We start from the raw sequence: 17,903 nt of genomic DNA on the forward strand, positions 1-17,903 counted from the left end.
GAAGTTTTCTCTCCGGATCGACGACGAATGACCTCTCCGGTGTGCCGGGTGGAGGACAGGCTTCTGAGTCGTCGCCGTTCGATGATGAACGGGAAGAGTCTCATGAGAGTACGAAACCTTGTCGGCGCTGGTGCGGCGGTGCTGAGCACAGTCGCGGTGGTTCTCACGAGCGTTGCACCGGCTGATGCGATAGAAGCAGATCCGCTGGACGTGGTGCGGGCAGTGGCCCCTGGAACGGTCGCCGCCGCGGCGAGCGTCTCGACGACGGGCACAGGGGTCAACGCGATCGATTCCACGGCAGGTACAACGGCGGTCACTGTGCCGGTCGATCCGGCGGCAGGTATCACCCTTGGTATGGGTGAACGAGCGATGTCCATCGGCTTGCCGTTCGCTCGGGGAGCCGATCACGCAATCGTCGAGCAGCCGGGTGTGGTGTCGTTTGACAACAACAACGGGTCTACCACCGTCCCGGTCGTCCAACGCGATGGCACGGTGCTCATCAACACGGTCATCAGTGCGGCTACAGCGCCGCAGCGATATGACTACCCGATTCGCGTTCCGGAAGGGCATTCGCTACGACTACTGGCAAGTGGGGCTGCCATCGTTGGCGACGATGCAGGGGGGCTGAGCGCTGTCATCGCGGCACCGTGGGCGAAAGACTCTCTCGGCAATCCCGTCCCGACGCATTACGAGGTCCAGGGTGACACTCTGACCCAGGTTGTCGATTTCACCCCATCCACGGCGTTCCCCGTCGTTGCGGATCCTGCTGTCACCTGGCTGTTGTGGGGACGCACGGTCAAGTACAGCAAGGCTGAGACCCAGGAGGTCGTCCGTTTCACCGATTCGGCACAGATGTTCTCCTACCTTTGCATCGTCGGTGGTCTTGCGGGTGCCGCATGCACGACCGTCGCGAATCTCGGCCTGCAGATCGTCAAGAACGCGGCACAGAATGCGCTGAGAGCGGGGCGATGCATTCAGCTGAATATTCCGTACGTGGGACTGGGGCTCATGTATGACGTCAAGTGCTGAGAAGGTCAAGGGACCGCTGTTCTACCTCATCGAGGACTTCATCGTTGCGGTCCTCGTCGGCTGCTCCTCTGCGGCTGTGCTCGTGATGATCTCCGCGGAGCCCAGGGCTGTGCTCGCCACAGCATTGGGTGCCCCCGGAGCATACTTTCTGGGCCAGCGACTACGCCGCGTCCGCCGGAGTAAGAGTGCGCGTCGATAGAGAGTCAGTGATGTTGCATTCCCTTCGGAAGGACGGCTAGCTCCGCAGCCGCCCTCCCGGCTGCAGCAGCGTGAAGCGCCCGTCGTCGCCGGGGTCGGCGATGGCGGCGCGCGCGAAGGCTCCGAAGGCCTGCGCGGCGGCGGCCCGCTCCGAGGGCGGCATCGCAGCCAGCACGTCCGCGATCGCCTGGCGCCGGTGGCCGATGACGCGCTCCACCAGCATCCGGCCGCGCCGAGATCGAGGCCGACGTCGTGCCGGCCGCCCCGGCGACGACGTGCTCTTCACCCTCGCGCAGTAAGCGACACTCCCGGGAGCTCTGTGCGTTCTCATTGCGGTCAGACGGCCGTGAGGTCACGGTGGTGTCTTGATATTCTGCATCGGAACATGAGTTCCAGAGGAAAGGTGCCATCATGGCGATTATCAGTGTCACTCCCGAGCAGCTGAAGAGTCAGGCGCAGGTGTATCTCGCTGCGAAGGATGAGATCGAGTCCGCGCTTCAGAAGGTCAACAGCATGAACAGCACCATCGCCGAGGAGTGGAAGGGTGCGGCGTTCGAGGCCTACCTGACCCAGTACGACCAGCTCTACACGAACGTGCAGCAGTTCGAGCAGCTCCTCGAGAGCATCCACACGCAGCTCAACTCGTACGCGGACACGGTTGCGGAGCGCGATGCCCAGGATGCGCAGAGTTTCGGCTTCTGAGCGTCCGCCCCGTCGGATGCGGGCGGCGGCCGTGGCCCTCAGCGTCGCTGGGGGCCTCGGCCTGTTCGCCTGCACGGCCACGGGCGCTGGCGCCGACACGGGCTCCGGTGCCGGCGGCACAGGCGATGGAAGCCTCCGCCTCATTCCGGAGGTCATCTCCAACGAAGGGATCAGTGCGGGGGGACACGCGGACTTCCCCGTCACGGGGCGGCTGTTCCTCCCCGAAGTGGAGGACCGAGCCCGTCAGGCGGAGCAGTCGAAGGACGCACTGGCGCGCGCCGGCGAGAAGCTCGCCTTCGACCGCACGACCGGCCCCGCGACGACCGAGCAGTTCGCCGAAACGCGTGGACGGCTGTTTCAGGACTACTCCCACCAGGCCATTCCTGGCGCCGAACGTCGCAGCGCACCTCAGGGTGCGGATGTCTGGCTCGTCGTTCTCGTCGTGGCGGCCACCCCCCTCGCGGGGCTCGCAGCCTTTCTCGGCCTCAGACGGTCGTCACGGAGAGCGAGCAGGCATGCCTGACCGGCACATCGACATCAGCCTCGAGTTCACCGGGCAGCAGCTCGACCTGCGGGTTCCGACCGCGGTGACCCTCGCGCGCCTGTCCGACCTCATCCACGCCGTGCTCACCGAGCGCGGCATCCGTATGCCCCCGGAGTGGCGCCTGCGCCTCAAGGACAAGCCGATCGCGCTCGGTGAGCACGACGTCATCGGCGACTTCCCGGTCGGCGACGGCGACGTGTTCGAAGTGGTCGTCACCGCGGCAGCCGGCCTCCACTGACGGGGGCAGCGCGCTGCGTTCGATGACTGCGCGCTGCAACCCTCACGGCCCGGCGTTCTCCGATCTCCTCGGGTTGCGCTTCCGCCGCGCCACGAGCGCCGCGACGAGGCCGCCGATCAAGGACCCGGCCAGGAAGATCGCGATCCACCGGTAGTCGAACGCCTCTCCGCGGTCGGCGTTGGCAGCGGGTGTGCTGTCTTTGACCGCGACCGGGTTGGCGAAGGTCTCGTAGATCTTCGCCGGATCCGCGCCGCTCGCCCGGGTGTTGGCGAGCACGGTGGAGAAGCGGCTGCTGAACGCACTGCTCTGCGCGACACCGTCGTTATCGGCGGCGATGGTGCCGTCCATGGTGCCGAGCAGCGTGTTCGTCTCCGCCTGCGTGCGCTGCACCCCGGCGATGAGGTCGTCGAACTGCGCCGAGTTGTCGTCGATGGCGCGGGCGCTGGCGGCGACGGCCTCCGCGTTGCGACTCGACGTCTCGACGAGCTGGGTGAGGGTCTTGTAGAGCGCCGGACCTGTCTTCTCGTCGAGGTACAGCTCCGACAGGCCGGGCTTCTGGCCGTCCCATGCGGTGGTGGTGAGCTGGATGACGGTGTTCGACTTCTGCGCCCAGAGATCCGGGGCGGCGTCGACGCTGGTGCGAGCCGCCGCGTACCAGGCCTCGAGCTGCTGGAGCGCGCTGGTGAAGTACGACGGCGTCACGTTCAGCTGCGAGAGGCGCGTGCTGTCCCGGTCGATCGCCGCGCGCGCCGTCGCCACGGTGCCGAGTTGTTTCAGGACGGCGTTGATGTTGTCGATTCCGAGGGCCCGGTAATCCGACACGTCCTGGTCGTCGAGTCGATCCTCGATCGTCGCGGCCGGGACGACCCCGTAGCGCTTGTACACCGAATCGGCGCTGTGGTCGCGGAACTCCCCGTCGGCGAGCACGGCGGCGCCGAAGGCCGTCTCGCTCTCGCCGGGCGCCCCGTAGAGGAAACGCAGGAGGTTCGCCGCCGCCGTGATGTCGGAGAGGTACGACGTGGTGGCCTGGTAGTCGGCGGCGACAGCGCCGGCCGCGGCGCTCGCGGGCATGAGGAGGTAGCGATCGCTTCCGAGGCTGCGGACCTCGGGGGAGGGCCGGGTCTCGGTGTCCTTCGCCGTGTACTCCAGGAGCGTGTCCCCCTCGAGGTCGTGGAGGTCGATGGTGTAGCCGAGCTCGACGGTGACCGGCTCCGACCTCTGCGTGTTGTCGATGGTGACGACGTCCGTCGTCGGGTCGATCGTCGTCCGGTCGGCGCCCGGCTCCGAGGCGCTCGGCGAGGCGACCCTCACCGTGACATCCGACGGCGTAAGTGTGTTCGGCAGCTGGATCTCCACCTGCTCGCTCTGGCCCGCCGGGACGGTGACGGGAAGGGTCTTGGTCACGATCTGCTCGGTCTCGGACGGGGCGGTCCGGAGGACGGTGAGCGCCGGGCCGGCGATGCCGTTGGCGGATGCGTACCTCTCGATCAGCTCCAGCCGGTTCTCGTACAGTGTCGGATCGAGGTCGGTGGCTGACCCCAGCGTTTCGAACAGTTGCGTGTACGCGGCCTGGTCGGTGGAGATGTGGGAGACGAGTGCTGCGATCTCCTGCTCGTACGTACCCCGGGTGCTCGCGGTCGACGATTCCGCCGCGAAGGACCTGCTGATTCTTTCGGCGAGTGCCGTCCGCGCGAGTGCGTCGGTCGAGAGGGTCGCAGGGTCGATCCCCGTGTAGTTCCCGCCGTCGATGGCGACCGTGATGCCGAAGTACTCGAAGAACAGGCGGGTCGTCAGCTCGGCCAGTCGGGTGGAGGACGCCTCGAGGGCCTGCTTCTGCTGCTCGAGCGATCCGGCGATTTCTGCGACATCCGCGTTGTAGGCGCCCGCGAGCGCGTCGTACCCCGCCACCGCCTTCTGCAGCTCGGCGAGGGCGCCGGTCCGTGTGCCGCCGGCGTCCGCCGAGGACAGGCCGTCGAGACCCGACCAGGTCCCGTCGCCGGATCGCAGCACCCGGATGTGCTCCGCGAACGCCTGGTCGTAGTAGTCCCGGTCCGACGTCGCCTGGTCGCCGATCGCCGTGTTGCCGTTGAGCACGTTCGTCTTCGCGATCTGCTCCTGGAGCGAGAAGTAGTCCGAGAGCTCGGGCTGCCGGGCGGCGAGCGACCCGCTGATCGAGGTGAGCGTGCCGGTCGTCGATGTGGTGAAGCCGTTCTGCGCCTGGATCCACGCCGAGTTCATCGAGCGCAGGATCTGGGCGAGACTCTCGCTCCGCTTGTGGCCTTCGCTTGTCGTGGTGAGCTGCGGTCGGACGTCGTTCCCCAGCGTCCCGACGAGCGTGGAGTAGCGTCCGACGACCGATTCCATGCCGGCCTGGGCCGCAGAGATATTGGCGGCGACGCTGGCGAAGTACATCTCCACCACCCGAGTGTTGAAGTCGTGCAGGATCGTGGAGACCTCGTTCTGCAGGCGCTGCCGGGCCAGCTGGTCGCCGGGGGAGACGCGGTAGTCGATGACGGCCCGGGTGGGGTCGATGTCCTGCAGGGTGAGGATGTCGTGGGTGAACGACCGCGGCAGGACGATGACCGCGCTCACCGCCCCGTCGGAGTACGCTCTCTCGGCGACTCCGCGCGACACCACCTGCCAGTTGTAGCGGCTGTCGTTCGAGACGAGACCGACGAACTCCGTGCCGAACAGGTACTCGGTGCCGTTGAAGGATGCCGGCTCATCCTCGTTGACGAGCGCGATCGCGGGCGCGCTCCGGCCCGCGCTCGTGCCGGGCGCACCGACCGAGCTGGAGGAGGCGATCAGGAGGCCGGCGACGCCCAGCGTCGCCAGTCCGATCAGGATCTTCTTGAGCACCGTACCTCCGGAATCGAGCGAGGAGACCGCCTGGAACAACCATGCAGAGCGCAGTATGTCAGTCCCTATACTAGGATACAGACCAATCCTGAGGAGTGGCGAATGAGACTTTTCGACGGGCGGGACAGCCTGGTGTTCGAGCGCGCAGGCGACCAGGTGACGGTCTTGCTGACCGGTGCGCAGATCCGGACGGCGGCGGTCGATGTCGTGCGACAGCATGTCGCGGTGTCCGACGACTGCCCCGAGGAGTATCAGGCCGCCCTCAGCTACACCGTTCCTGCCGGCGCACGTACCGTGCGACGGGTCGCGAGCGAAGCGAAGACCCGGCTCGCGAAGCTGCAGGCGGCGCAGCGGCTCGCTGCGCTGAGCACCGCGGCGGACCGCTTCGCGGTGCCGTTCCTGCACCCGGAGAACGTCGTACTGACCGGAGCGGGAGCGGTGTCCGTCCACTCCGGGCTTGTCGGCATCCTCGCTCCGATGGGTTTCGACGACGACCTCTTCCTGCGCGGCTACAAGGCCCTCGTGCTGAGCGTCCTCCATCCGCGGCTGCCCTACGAGAAGCTCGTGGACGGCTCCTCGACCCTCCGCGACCCGCTCAGTGAGCGGATCGTCGCGTGCGGGACCGTGGGCGAGGTGGTCGCCTTGGTGGACGCGGAGGCCGAAGCAGAGGCCGCCGAGTCCGCGCGCCGGACACTGAGCCTCCCGCGGCGGCGGTACCGGGTGACGACGATGCTGGGGGCGGCCGCTGTCGTCACGGCCGTCGTCCTCGCGGGGTTCACCTGGTCGTCGTACGCCGTCGCGATCCCGAAGCACGAGGCCGTCATCGCGGCCCAGTCCAGCTTCGTGGTGGGCGACTACGGCCAGGCCCTGACCGACCTGAGGGACTACCCCGCCGCCGAGCTGCCGAAGTCCGCGCGGTATGTCCTCGCTGTGAGCTCGGTCAAGCTCGCCGACCTGTCCGCCGCTCAGAAGGAGGCGGTCCTCAACAACATCTCGACCAAGACCGACGACAACACCCTCGACTACTGGATCTCCCTGGAGCGGGGCGATCTCGAACGGGCGCTGAACCTCGCCCAGAACGTCGGCGACGACCAGCTCACCCTCCTCGCGTACACCGACCTCTACCAGGCCACGAAGCTCAACACCGCGATGGACGGTGCGCAGAAGCAGAAGCTGCTTGCGGAGTACGCCAAGAAGATCGCAGAGCTGAGCGCAGAGCTGGGCAGCACTCCGTGAGCGTTGTGACGAACGCGCCGTTCGGTGAGGACGTCGAGGAAGATGACGAGCTGCGTCCGGTCGACGACCGGTTCGACCCGCGGACCGTGCTCTTCACGGTGTACCTGCTCGACGAGGAGTTCGGCCGGATCACGCTCACGACCGACCGTCCGTCCGCCGTCTGCGACGACCTGATGCTCGGTGTGGTCGGCGACCGGCTGTTCGTCAACGGCGGTACCGTCCCGGCGGGAGTCACGGAGATCGACGGCCGCCGCCTCCTGGTGGTGGATGCGCGCAGCGCCACGACCAGGCATCTCGTCTTCGACCGCGGGGCGTCCTTCCTGATCGGGGACAGCGGCTCGGCGGGTGCCCGAGTGAAGAACGCCGGTACCGTCGTGGTCCGTGGCGACGAGCTCACCCTCGTGCCCGCCGACGACCTGATGTATTTCGGCGCCCGACGCGTCCCCGCGGCCGGCGCCGTGCGGCGGGCGAGTGTCGGCGACGCCGTCCTGACGTCGGAGTACCTGCTCGAGAAGCGCCCGGATCAGTGGAGGCTGACCTCCTTCGCGGATCGGGTCGAGTTCGACCAAGCGGCTTTCCTCCTCCAGGAGCAGGCGGCGGAGTTCCCGCCCGACTTCCCCGACTACCGCCGGAGTCCCCGGATCACGATGGAGCCGCCGTCGGGCACCGTCCGCATCCGGAAGATCGACCCGCCGGAGAAGCCGGACAAGAACAGCATCCTGAAAGCGCTCCTCCCGCCGCTCGGCATGGTCGCGGTGGGCGTCGTGACGAGCGTGGTCTCCGGCCGCAACCCGCTGCTCATGATGGGGATGGGCATCCTGAGCCTCCTGACCGCGAGCTTCACCCTGTCCCAGTTCATCGGCGAGCGGCGCGAGCGTCGCAAGCGCGACGGGGCGAGGCGCGACGAGTACGAGCGCTACCTGCTGAACGTCGCGGCCTCGCTCTCTCGGAACGCGTCGCGGGAGCGGGAGGTGCTCGACTACGCGGCGCCGAGTCCGGCAGCGCTGGTGGAGCTGGCCGATCGATACGACCCGCGCATCTACGAGAGGCTGCCGCACAACAAAGACTTCCTGCGGGTCTCCCTCGGCACGGGCGACGCCCCCTCCGCGGTCGCGGTCACGGCCGACGTGGACGAACGCGACGACGGGGAGGACGCCCGGCGGGTCATCGCGCTGGCCGAACGGTTCGCCACGCAGCGGGGAGTGCCGGTGCCGGTGAACCTGCGGGCCCAGACCGTGGGCCTGGTCGGGTCCGGCGACACGGTGACCGCCGCGGTGCAGAATCTGCTGTTCCAGGCCGCGGTCTTCCACTCCTACCGCGAGGTGAACCTGATCGCGCTGGTCTCCGAGGAGTCCTATCGCGCGGACTGGCGGCGGTGGCGGTTCCTCCCCCACGTCACGCTTCACGGCCTGAACATCCGCGGGCTCGTTCACGACGCGAGGACCCGCGACCTGGTCCTGAACAGCTTCGCCCAGATCCTCGCGCAGCGGAGGCAGTCCCTTCGGCAGGCGGGCCGGGAGACGCCGGCGTTCTTCCCGCACTACGTGTTCACTGTGCTCGATGGCTCGCACCTCAGCGGACACGGGATCAACGAGTACCTGGCAGAAGACCTGAGCGAGCTCGGCGTGACCGTCATCTGGGGCACGGAGGACCGAAAGCTCCTTCCGGAGACGGTGACCGCCCTGGTCGACTACGCGAACCGGAGCGCCGGGACGCTCGTCAATGACGAGGGGGACTACGTCGACCGGGAGTTCGTGCCGTATGAGACGCCGGACGGACTGGAGCGTGCGCTTCGTCGGCTCTCCAACCTCCGGCACGTCGAGGTGCAGAAGAACGCCGTGCCCACCGCCGTCACCTTCCTCGAGCTGTACGGCGTGACGGACGTCGGCGACCTCGGCGTGGGGGAGCGCTGGGCGGCCGCGGACACCTCGAAGACCCTCGCGGTGCCGCTCGGGCTCCGGGGGAAGGACGACATCGTCGAACTCAACCTGCACGAGCGTGCACACGGCCCGCACGGGCTGGTCGCCGGCACCACGGGTTCGGGCAAGTCGGAGATCGTCCAGTCGTTCCTGCTGTCGCTGGCGGTGAACTTCGCACCGGAGGACGTCGGGTTCCTCCCCATCGACTTCAAGGGCGGCGGCATGGCGAACCTGCTCGCCGGCCTCCCGCACCTCCTCGGCTCGATCACGAACCTCGACGGCGCCGCGTCCGCCAGGGCTCTCGCATCGATCCGGGCGGAACTCCAGAAGCGTCAGCGGCTCTTCGCGCAGTTCGAGGTGAACCACATCAACGGCTACACCCGGCTCTACAAGCAGGGGAAGGCCGGGGGAGTGCGTGCAGACGGCCGCGCGTACCCCACGAAGCCGCTCGCGCACCTGTTCCTGGTCTCCGACGAGTTCGCAGAGCTGAAGGCCAACCAGCCGGAGTTCATGGACGAGCTGGTGTCGACCGCCCGCATCGGCCGCTCACTCGGGGTGCACCTCATCCTGGCGACCCAGAAGCCGAGCGGGGTGGTCAACGACCAGATCTGGTCGAACAGCCGCTTCAAGCTCGCTCTCAAGGTCGCCGACGCCTCCGATTCGAACGAGATCATCAAGACACCGGACGCGGCGAGCATCGTCGAGCCGGGCCGCGCCTACCTCCAGGTCGGGAACAACGAGATCTACGAACTCTTCCAGTCGGCGTGGTCGGGGGCGGCCTACGAGCCGGACAGGACCGACGTGGAGACGGTGGACGAGCGCATCTACCTGATCAACGGCTTCGGCCAATACGACCTGTGGACGCAGGACCTTTCGGGCGACGAGGCGGCCGTGGAGTCCCGCGCCGAGACGGTGAGCGAGCTCGAGGCGGTGGTCGACCACATCGCCGGGGTCGCGCGGGAGGCCGCCGCCGTGCTCCCGGACAGACCGTGGCTGCCTCCGCTCGGGAGCCGGATCGCGACCCCGCCGGTCGGTGCCGGCCCGGGCATCCCGCTCGGTCTGCTCGACATCCCGGGCCGGCAGGCGCAGGAGATCTACCGGTTCGCGCTCGACGATGCCGGGCACACCGCGGTCTTCGGCAGCCCGGGTTACGGTGCGTCGACGCTGCTGCAGACGATGGTGCTGAACCTGGCGCGGCAGAAGACTCCGGAGCAGATGCAGTTCCTGTTGCTGGATTTCGGCACCAACGGATTGCTCCCGCTGGCGCCGCTCCCGCACGTCGCGGACATCGTGACGCTGGAGGAAGAGGAGAAGCTGCAGAAGGCGATGGACCGGATCGCCGCCGAGCTCGCCGGCCGCAGGCGTCGCCTGCGCTCGGCCGGGGTCGCGACCCGGGCCCAGTACGAGGTCAAGACGGGCGAGTCGCTCCCGACCATCCTGAACGTGGTCGACAGGTACGACGCGCTGGCGCAGGACAAGCGCAAGGAGGCCATCGACACGCAGCTCCTCCAGGTGCTCCGGGAGGGCGCGGCGTTGGGCGTCTACCTGGTGCTCACCGCGAATCGGGCCAACTCGATCCGGATGAACATGAGCAGCACCATCCCGAACGCGATCGCGCTCTACCTGAACGACGAGAACGAGGTCGCGACGCTGTTCGGCCGCGACCGCGTCGTGCAGAGCGAGATCCTCGGCCGCGGCCAGCTGCAGCGGGAGACCCCCACCGCGATCCAGTTCTTCCTGCCGTGCGAGGGCGCCGACGACGCGGCGGTGCTGGACGCCCTCGAGCGCGAGGTCGGCGCGATCGACGCGGCATGGACGGGTGTCCGGCCGGAGCGGATCCCGATGGTGCCGGCGGAGTTGACGGTGGAGGCGTTCGGGACGGTCTCGGAGCGAGCCTCGCGGGACACGCTCTTCTTGGGGCTGAACAAGAGCACGGCCGAGCCGGAGAGCTTCGGGCTGTTCGAGGGCAAGAGCTTGGCTGTCTTCCCGGGGACCGCCAAGCAGGCCGCCCTGATCTACCCATTCGTGATCGACAGTCTCGTGAATGCTGTCGATCCCTCAGACCTCGTGATCCTCGACACCCATGACGCGCTGAAGCCGCTTCTCTCCGCCACGGAGTGTCTCTATGTCGGCAAGGCCGAAGTGAGAAGGCATGCCGAGGCGGTGAAGAGAGCCATCACGGATCTGGTGGAGCACGGAACACAGAAGCGTCGGTGCATCGTACTCAGCGGTGCGATCGATGTCCTGGACAGGCTCATGCTCTCGCCCGATCAGGTCAGAGAGCTTCTCGGCACCGGCAGCGACACCGTCCAGTTGATCCTGTTGGACCACGTCTCGAAGGTGAGTGGGAGCTTCTCCCTGATAGCGCCCCTGAAGGAGAGCGTGGACCAGATCCTCTTCGGCGGCGACCTGGCCACGCAGCGGTTCGTCGAGAATCTGCCTCTCGCGGTGCGAAAGCAGTCGCTTGGCAAGAACGTGTTGTATTCGCTCACCGATGACGAACTGTTCCAGGTGGTCATCCCGACCGCGCAGCGCGGGGAAGGGTGACGATGACCCTCGAGATGACACAGGAGTTCCTCGGTTTGGGCTCCATCGTCCGATTGGGCGACGACACCGGAACGGGTCTGCACGTGGTGCTCGCGCGAGGAGCATTCCGGCCGGACAACGCCAGGAACGAGGTCGTGCCCAAGTATCTGGTGGGTCCGCATCCGTACGGGGAGGCACCCGACCGGGAGACCTTCCCTGTTCTGGCCACTGACATCCAGAGCGTCGTTCATCACGGCTACACCGATGCCGCCGATGCCGGATTTCTCGCAGATCTCTTGGATCAGATGGAGAACGGCCGACGTCCGATGACGCGCGCCCGTCACTTCGCCGAAGGGCTCACGACCATTCCCGAGGCCTCGGCCGTCGAGGAGAGTGACGCAGCGGCACGGTCTCGCGCGGATCCGTTCCACGAACTCCGTGCCTTGGTTCACCCGACCGGCCGTAACGGTGTGTCGTGACGGTCTCGTCGGGGGCATCATCGATTCCGGCCACTGACATTCATACTGGTGTTCATCATTGCTACACTGATGCGGTCGATGCAGAATTTCTCGGCAAGGCCCAGCGGCGAGTCGTCGACCTTCGCGGGCCGGTCCCGGAGCATCACGGAGAGGAGGTCTCGTGAAGGTCGCGTCGAACATCGGTGCCGCGCACGCGGCCGTCTCCTCGTTCGCTGACATCGAGACGAGCGCGAGAGGGCAGCACGCGATCGTCGGATCGAGCACGGTCACGAGCATGCACGACGGAGCGCGCATCGCGAACGCCGTTCTCACGAGCATCTCCGACCTGGCGTCCCTGGTGAGAAGGCAGGGCGGCAACGTGACTGTGCTGGCCGCCGAGATCGAGAGTCGCGACAGGCGAGACGCAACAGGGTGGGGCGAAGCGTGACGCCGGACCCGAGTCCGCACCAGATCGAGGTGGAGCAGAAGATCAGGGCTCACGAAGCCGCGATGGCAGACGACGTGGCGGCGGTGAGCCGGGTGGACGAGCACTGGGACGAGTATCGGCAGCTGATCCGGCAGAACGCTCTCGTGTTCGAAGACGCCGGCGTCGCTCTGGGCGTTGATCTCCCCGACGTGCAGAAACGCCTGGCGGCGCATCGCGAGCTCGATCGCTATGTCGGACAACTCGCCCAGGAGCAATCGGAGTTCGTAGAAGAGGCCGCCCGGGTGATCCGTTCGGCCGCGGAGGCGGAGTCGGAACGCCTGAGACGCGAGAAAGCGGGTGCACCGTGGGCATGATCTACCGCTCGGACGACTCGAACAGCGTGAAGGCCGCGCTGTCGGCGAATCTCGCGGCCGCTTCATCCGTGCTGGACACGATGGAGACAGCGTCCGACCGTCTGCTCGCCGGACTGAATACCGGAGAGCTGTCGGGAAAGGGCTATTCCGCGGTCGGCGCGTTGTTCGCCGAGATCATCGCACCCTGCATCGCCGCGGCGGTGAGGGAGATCGATGCCATTCGGGGAGACCTCGACAGGTACATCTGGGAGGACTCGAAGGTCAGCCGGTACGGCGTGCTGAAAGAGGCCGAACTCACCACGCAGCTCACCGCGGCCACGAACCAACGCGACGCGACCGAGCGCTTGATCGAGATCACCGACCGGGCGGCGACGTTGCCGATCGCGGTGCCCGGATGGAGCGATGCGATGGAGGTGAAGAGCCGTCAGCTGGAGCTGGTGCTCGGTCAGCTTGAGAAGGACATTCGCGAGATCGAGGAGCGGCTGACCGCACTGCACGCTTTCGCCTCCGCGACCCGGGGTCTGTTCCGGGACAGCACCGCGAGGCTCGCGTCCGCCATCGGCGACACCGTCGCCCTCCTGCACCAGCTCGACGGCACGGGCGGCTTCACGATCAGCGGCGTGGGTGCCGGAGCGGGGCTGGCGGCCAGGAGGAGGCTTCTCGGTTACCTGTCGGCGCTGTCGTCGAAGGACTGGACATCCGCGACGCCCGAGGAGCTGTCATCGCTGTTGAAGGATCTGTCCCCGTCGCAGATGAAGACGGTGCTGGCGGCGCACCCGGAGCTGCTGCAGCGGTTCTGGGACAACCCGCCGGCGCCGGAGAAGACGGCCGCGTGGTGGAAGAAGCTCGACGCGAAACAGCGGACCGAATGGGCGAAGGCGGTTCCGCGCTTGATCGGCAACCTCGACGGCGTCCCGCCGCGGGTGCGGTCCGACGCCAACCGCACGTGCCTGGTCGCCGACCTCAAGGACGCGAAGAAGCGCCTGAGCGATGCCAAGGCGGACCCGGGACTCACATCCTCGATCGACGGGATTCGCCAGCTCGCGCTGAGTCGCCTCGCCGCCGCGCAGCAGCTGACCGAGACGCTGTCCCGGATCGACAAGGCCTATGGGAAGGGGCCGACGGGAACCCCGCCGCGCGAGCTGTACGTGTACCAGCCGGGCGAGCGTACGAAGGTGGCCATCAGCACCGGGCTGCTCGAAACCGCCGACCACATCAGTGTCGTGGTGCCCGGGATGGGGACCACGGCCAACGACATCGGACAATACGGCAACGCCGCCGAGAACATGCGGAAGCAGCAGTCGAAAGCATCAGGTGTCCCCCGCGACAAGATCGCGGTGTTGTCCTGGCTGGACTACGAGCCGCCCGGCAGTCTGGATGTGTTGGGAGTCATCCGGAACGACCTCGCCAAGGCAGGGGCGGAACGCTTGGCGAGCACCCTCCGCGGGTTGACCGCTGTGAAGGACTGGCCGGCGAACGCGGCCGGGCTCTCGGTCGTGGCCCACTCCTACGGAACCAACGTCGCCACCCTCGCCCTCACGAAGGCAAGCGTATCGGCAGGACACGTGGTGCTTCTCGGGTCTGCGGGTGTCGCCGGGAGTATCCCGTCGGCGGCCGCGTTGCACGTGCCAGCCGGGGAAGTGTATGCGGCCGAGGGCGTCCGGGATGAGTGGGCCGCCACCGGGCGGCTCCTCTCCGGGCGCACCGACCCCACCAGTCCCGGGTTCGGCGCCCACACGTTCACAGCCGAGAGCACCACTCTCGACGGTGTTGAGCTCAAGGGGATCACGAAGCACGGTCCTTTCGGCAACGATCCTAGGGATCCTGATTCCTACAGCTACCTCGACAACCTCACCTCGGCTCAGTACGCGACGGCGATGGCGACGATGGGGCGCGGGCAGGAGATCCCTGCCGGCGGTGCCCCGCAGGACCGCGCGACCCTGCCGAACCCGCAACCGCTCCCGAGCCCTACTCCGTTGGGGGCACGATGACCGCCGCGCTCAGCCGCGCTGTGCTGCGTGGTGCCACCGTGGCTGCCCTGCTTGTCGTAGGGGCGCTGAGCGGGTGCGTGCCACAGCCGAAGACTGCGAAGGAGATCCAGCAGGTGGAAGACAGCGACAGAGCCGACCGTGCCGCGGTCGAACACGAAATCCAGCGTCTTTATGACGAGGCGACGGTCCTGGTGGCCGACACTTGGCCGACGGTGCCTGACAAGAGCTGGCAGACCGGGTGTGGTGACTATGCCGACGGCACCCCATCGGAGACCTGGAGCATCTTCAACCAGTACTTCGGTCCCACCAAGTCCAGTCCGGAGGAGACGGCGGAGCGCGTGGCGAAGATGTGGACGGACTATGGGTTCCCGACAAAGGTGGTCGAGGACAACCGCATCTACCCGCCGCGGAAGGTGGTGTCCTACCCGCCCTATCTGACGGGAGTTCGCGAGGACGGCTTCGGGATCGTATTCACGATCGGGGAGAACTACGCCGACTTCGACGGCAACAGCCGGTGTGCCCCGATCGACCCGGACGACCCGGTCCTGCCGAAGAACTGGTGAGCGGTGGTCTGTTCGGCGCTTTGCCGGGCCGTGAGAAGGAACCGCTCTCCCCGACGCCGTCCGGAGGGCGCCGATGACCCCCACGACCGCCCGTTGCCATCGCATGGTGATGCGCGTGGTGGCGCTGGCTGCGCTGCTGGCGGTGGGGGTTTTGGTCGGGTGTGCGCCGCAGCCGAAGACCGTGAAGGAGATCCAACAGGTGGAAGACAGCGACAGAGCCGACCGTGCCGCGGTCGAACACGAGATCCAGCGTCTCTATGACGAGGCCACCGCGTTGGTCGCCGACACCTGGCCGAACGCACCAGAGATGGAGTGGGGCTATGGGTGTGGTGACTATGCCGATGGCACTGAGTCGGAGAGTTGGAACATTTTCAATCAGTACAAGGGTCCGACGAAGTCCAGTCCGGAGGAGACGGCGGAGCGGGTGGCGAAGATGTGGACGGACTATGGGTTCCCGACGAAGGTGGTGGAGGACAACCGCATCTACCCGCCGCGGAAGGTGGTGTCCTATCCGCCGTATCTGACGGGAGTTCGCGAGGACGGTTTCGGGATCGAGTTCACGATCGGCGAGAACTACGCCGACTTCGTTGGGAACAGCCGGTGTGCTCCGGTCGACCCGGACGACCCGCGGCGGCCCGAGAACTGGTGATGGGTGTTTCGCTCGGCGCGTCGCTAGAAGGGATAGGGGGTGCCGCACCCGGAGCCGCTACCGTCCCCGACGCCGCCCGGGGGGCACCGATGATCCCCACGACCGCCCGTTGCCATCGCATGGTGATGCGCGTGGTGGCGCTGGCTGCGCTGGTGGCCGTGGGGACTCTGGTCGGGTGCGCGCAACAGCCGAAGACCGCGAAGGAGATACAGCAGGTGGAAGACCAAGATAGAGCCGATCGAGCAGCCGTTCAACTGGAGATCCAGCGCCTGTACGACGAGGCGACCGCTCTAGTCGCCGATACGTGGCCGAACGCACCAGAGATGGGGTGGGGCTACGGGTGTGGTGACTATGCCGATGGCACCGAGTCGGAGAGCTGGGGCATTTTCAATCAGTACAAGGGTCCGACGAAGTTCAGTGCGGAGGAGACGGCGGAGCGGGTGGCGAAGTTGTGGACGGACTATGGGTTCCCGACGAAGGTCGTCGAGGACAACCACATCTACCCGCCCCGAAAGGTCGTGTCGTACCCGCCCTACCTGACGGGGGAACGCGAGGACGGCTTCGGGATCGTATTCACGATCGGGGAGAACTATGCCGACTTCGACGGCAACAGCCGGTGTGCCCCGATCGACCCGGACGACCCGGTGCTGCCGAAGAACTGGTGACCGGTACGTCCAGACCCGCTGTACGCCGTGTCGACCTGCGTCCTCGCGCGTGGACGATGTGGCGGGTCACAGGCCATTCGGAAGCCGTATTGTCATGATGGGCCAGACCCGTTTCAGCGAAGAAGAGGAGCGCCATGAGCTACGCCGTGACCAATCCCGCCACCGGCGAGACGGTCAAGACCTTCGACACCATCAGCGACGCCGACCTGGAGGCGGCGATCGCCGCCGCCGACACCACGTTCCGCACCTGGTCGCGGTCGACGACCGTGCAGGAGCGCGCAGCGCTGATCCGCCGCGTCGGCGAACTCCACGTCGAGCGTCGGCAGCAGCTCGCCGACATCATCGTGCTCGAGATGGGGAAGCCGGTCGAGCAGGCGCTGGGTGAGGTCGACTTCGCCGGCGCCATCTACGAGTACTACGCGGACCACGCGGACGAGTTCCTGAAGGACGAGCCGATCCAGCTGCTCGACGGAGACGGGTCTGCCGTGGTCCGCCGCTCGCCGCTCGGCGTGCTCCTCGGGATCATGCCGTGGAACTTCCCGTACTACCAGGTGGCCCGCTTCGCCGGACCGAACCTCGTCATCGGCAACACCATCCTGCTGAAGCACGCGGAGCAGTGCCCGGAGTCGGCCGCCGCCATCCAGCAGATCTTCCTCGACGCCGGGTTCCCCGAGGGTGCGTACGTCAACATCTACGCGAGCCACGCGCAGATCGAGACGGTCATCGCAGACCCGCGCGTGCAGGGCGTCTCGCTCACCGGATCCGAGCGGGCCGGCGCGAAGGTCGCCGAGATCGCCGGACGCAACCTCAAGAAGGTCGTGCTGGAGCTGGGCGGGTCCGACCCGTTCATCCTGCTCTCGACCGACGACCTGGATGCCGCGGTGCAGAACGCGGTGGACGCGCGCCTCGACAACAGCGGCCAGTCCTGCAACGCCGCGAAGCGGTTCGTCGTCATCGACGAGCTCTACGAGCCGTTCCTGGAGAAGTTCACCGCGAAGCTCTCCGAGGTCGAGGCGAGCGACCCGACCAGCGAGGACTCGGCCCTCGGCCCGCTGTCGTCGCTGAAGGCGGCGGAGAACCTCGACGAGCAGGTGAAGCGCGCCGTCGACAACGGCGCCAAGCTGGTGCGCGGCGGAGGCCGCAACGGTGCCTTCTTCGAGACGACGGTGCTCACCGACGTGACGCCGGACAATCCGGCCTCCAAGGAGGAGTTCTTCGGCCCGGTCGCGCAGGTCTACCGCGCGAAGGACGAGGACGACGCCGTGCGCATCGCCAACGACACCCCGTTCGGCCTCGGCTCCTACCTCTACACGACCGACAAGGAGCAGGCGTCGCGCGTCGCCGACCGCATCGAGGCCGGGATGGTGTTCGTCAACGTGGTCCTCGCCGACGGGGCCGAGCTGCCCTTCGGCGGCGTGAAGCGCTCGGGGTCCGGCCGCGAGCTGGGCCGGTTCGGCGCCGACGAGTTCGTCAACAAGAAGCTGATCCGCGCCCAGTGGAGCTGAGGGCGGCGCGGAGCGACACG

Annotated in this window: 16 protein-coding genes; 14 read left to right on the forward strand and 2 right to left on the reverse strand. The window is 67.3% G+C overall.

The annotated features are described in order from the left end of the window. Positions 1-27 precede the first annotated feature (27 nt). The gene (locus BLW09_RS02225; protein WP_157696889.1) at positions 28-1,029 is read left to right on the forward strand and encodes a hypothetical protein; all 1,002 of its coding nucleotides are present in this window, start codon (positions 28-30) and stop codon (positions 1,027-1,029) included. A 235-nt stretch (positions 1,030-1,264) separates the two neighbouring features. On the opposite strand, the gene BLW09_RS02230 is transcribed toward BLW09_RS02225, so the two are convergent. After that, positions 1,265-1,450 carry a hypothetical protein gene (locus BLW09_RS02230; RefSeq protein WP_089907888.1) on the reverse strand — a complete coding sequence of 62 codons (186 nt, stop codon included), beginning with the start codon at positions 1,448-1,450 and terminating at the stop codon, positions 1,265-1,267. A 188-nt stretch (positions 1,451-1,638) separates the two neighbouring features. Here BLW09_RS02230 and BLW09_RS02235 point away from each other — a divergent pair, with 188 nt between their 5' ends. From BLW09_RS02235 to BLW09_RS02245, 3 genes are read left to right on the forward strand one after another with little or no spacing between them, the layout of a single operon-like run. Continuing rightward, on the forward strand, positions 1,639-1,929 hold the full coding sequence (locus BLW09_RS02235; protein WP_089907891.1) for a WXG100 family type VII secretion target: 291 nt from the start codon (positions 1,639-1,641) through the stop codon (positions 1,927-1,929). 31 nt (positions 1,930-1,960) lie between these two features. After that, on the forward strand, positions 1,961-2,452 hold the full coding sequence (locus BLW09_RS02240; RefSeq protein ID WP_157696890.1) for a hypothetical protein: 492 nt from the start codon (positions 1,961-1,963) through the stop codon (positions 2,450-2,452). Beyond that, positions 2,445-2,711: an EsaB/YukD family protein gene (locus tag BLW09_RS02245; protein ID WP_089907897.1), complete on the forward strand. Its 267-nt coding sequence runs from the start codon at positions 2,445-2,447 to the stop codon at positions 2,709-2,711. Before BLW09_RS02240 ends, BLW09_RS02245 begins: the two co-directional genes overlap by 8 nt. 42 nt (positions 2,712-2,753) lie before the next feature. On the opposite strand, the gene BLW09_RS02250 is transcribed toward BLW09_RS02245, so the two are convergent. After that, on the reverse strand, positions 2,754-5,570 hold the full coding sequence (locus BLW09_RS02250) for a hypothetical protein (RefSeq protein ID WP_089907900.1): 2,817 nt from the start codon (positions 5,568-5,570) through the stop codon (positions 2,754-2,756). Between the two features lie 102 nt (positions 5,571-5,672). On the opposite strand from BLW09_RS02250, the gene essB reads away from it, so the two are divergent. From essB to BLW09_RS02300, 10 genes are all read left to right on the forward strand, one after another. Next, on the forward strand, positions 5,673-6,806 hold the full coding sequence (gene essB, locus BLW09_RS02255) for a type VII secretion protein EssB (RefSeq protein WP_089907904.1): 1,134 nt from the start codon (positions 5,673-5,675) through the stop codon (positions 6,804-6,806). Further along, entirely contained in the window at positions 6,803-11,272 is a 4,470-nt protein-coding gene (gene essC / locus BLW09_RS02260) for a type VII secretion protein EssC (RefSeq protein ID WP_231946999.1), read from the forward strand. The genes essB and essC overlap by 4 nt, the downstream gene beginning before the upstream one ends. Before the next feature lie 2 nt (positions 11,273-11,274). Then, positions 11,275-11,730: a DUF4176 domain-containing protein gene (locus BLW09_RS02265; protein ID WP_231947000.1), complete on the forward strand. Its 456-nt coding sequence runs from the start codon at positions 11,275-11,277 to the stop codon at positions 11,728-11,730. 160 nt (positions 11,731-11,890) lie between these two features. Next, a complete protein-coding gene (locus BLW09_RS02270) occupies positions 11,891-12,157 on the forward strand; it encodes a hypothetical protein (RefSeq protein WP_089907910.1) in 267 nt (88 codons plus the stop codon). Next, positions 12,154-12,510, forward strand: a complete 357-nt coding sequence (locus BLW09_RS02275; RefSeq protein ID WP_089916541.1) for a hypothetical protein — start codon at positions 12,154-12,156, stop codon at positions 12,508-12,510. Before BLW09_RS02270 ends, BLW09_RS02275 begins: the two co-directional genes overlap by 4 nt. Then, positions 12,507-14,501, forward strand: a complete 1,995-nt coding sequence (locus BLW09_RS02280; RefSeq protein ID WP_231947200.1) for an alpha/beta hydrolase — start codon at positions 12,507-12,509, stop codon at positions 14,499-14,501. The genes BLW09_RS02275 and BLW09_RS02280 overlap by 4 nt, the downstream gene beginning before the upstream one ends. After that, on the forward strand, positions 14,498-15,064 hold the full coding sequence (locus BLW09_RS02285; RefSeq protein WP_231947002.1) for a hypothetical protein: 567 nt from the start codon (positions 14,498-14,500) through the stop codon (positions 15,062-15,064). The genes BLW09_RS02280 and BLW09_RS02285 overlap by 4 nt, the downstream gene beginning before the upstream one ends. Positions 15,065-15,137: 73 nt before the next feature. Further along, a complete protein-coding gene (locus BLW09_RS02290; RefSeq protein ID WP_231947003.1) occupies positions 15,138-15,713 on the forward strand; it encodes a hypothetical protein in 576 nt (191 codons plus the stop codon). Positions 15,714-15,802: 89 nt separating this feature from the next. Then, complete coding sequence (locus BLW09_RS02295) at positions 15,803-16,378, forward strand: hypothetical protein (protein ID WP_231947005.1); 576 nt, start codon at positions 15,803-15,805, stop codon at positions 16,376-16,378. A gap of 134 nt (positions 16,379-16,512) precedes the next feature. Next, the gene (locus tag BLW09_RS02300; protein WP_089907919.1) at positions 16,513-17,883 is read left to right on the forward strand and encodes an NAD-dependent succinate-semialdehyde dehydrogenase; all 1,371 of its coding nucleotides are present in this window, start codon (positions 16,513-16,515) and stop codon (positions 17,881-17,883) included. The last annotated feature ends 20 nt before the right edge of the window (positions 17,884-17,903 follow it).

It is taken from the genome of Leifsonia sp. 21MFCrub1.1 (genome assembly GCF_900107895.1).
Taxonomy (GTDB): domain Bacteria; phylum Actinomycetota; class Actinomycetes; order Actinomycetales; family Microbacteriaceae; genus Leifsonia; species Leifsonia soli.

Excerpts from the sequence above, each read along its gene's own strand:
- BLW09_RS02290 (WP_231947003.1), top strand. The coding sequence starts at position 15,138 with ATGACCCCCACGACCGCCCGTTGCCATCGCATGGTGATGCGCGTGGTG.
- BLW09_RS02245 (WP_089907897.1), top strand. The coding sequence starts at position 2,445 with ATGCCTGACCGGCACATCGACATCAGCCTCGAGTTCACCGGGCAGCAG.
- BLW09_RS02280 (WP_231947200.1), top strand. The coding sequence starts at position 12,507 with ATGATCTACCGCTCGGACGACTCGAACAGCGTGAAGGCCGCGCTGTCG.
- BLW09_RS02285 (WP_231947002.1), top strand. The coding sequence starts at position 14,498 with ATGACCGCCGCGCTCAGCCGCGCTGTGCTGCGTGGTGCCACCGTGGCT.
- BLW09_RS02265 (WP_231947000.1), top strand. The coding sequence starts at position 11,275 with ATGACCCTCGAGATGACACAGGAGTTCCTCGGTTTGGGCTCCATCGTC.
- BLW09_RS02295 (WP_231947005.1), top strand. The coding sequence starts at position 15,803 with ATGATCCCCACGACCGCCCGTTGCCATCGCATGGTGATGCGCGTGGTG.
- BLW09_RS02235 (WP_089907891.1), top strand. The coding sequence starts at position 1,639 with ATGGCGATTATCAGTGTCACTCCCGAGCAGCTGAAGAGTCAGGCGCAG.
- BLW09_RS02300 (WP_089907919.1), top strand. The coding sequence starts at position 16,513 with ATGAGCTACGCCGTGACCAATCCCGCCACCGGCGAGACGGTCAAGACC.
- BLW09_RS02225 (WP_157696889.1), top strand. The coding sequence starts at position 28 with ATGACCTCTCCGGTGTGCCGGGTGGAGGACAGGCTTCTGAGTCGTCGC.
- BLW09_RS02230 (WP_089907888.1), bottom strand. The coding sequence starts at position 1,450 with ATGCTGGTGGAGCGCGTCATCGGCCACCGGCGCCAGGCGATCGCGGAC.
- essB (WP_089907904.1), top strand. The coding sequence starts at position 5,673 with ATGAGACTTTTCGACGGGCGGGACAGCCTGGTGTTCGAGCGCGCAGGC.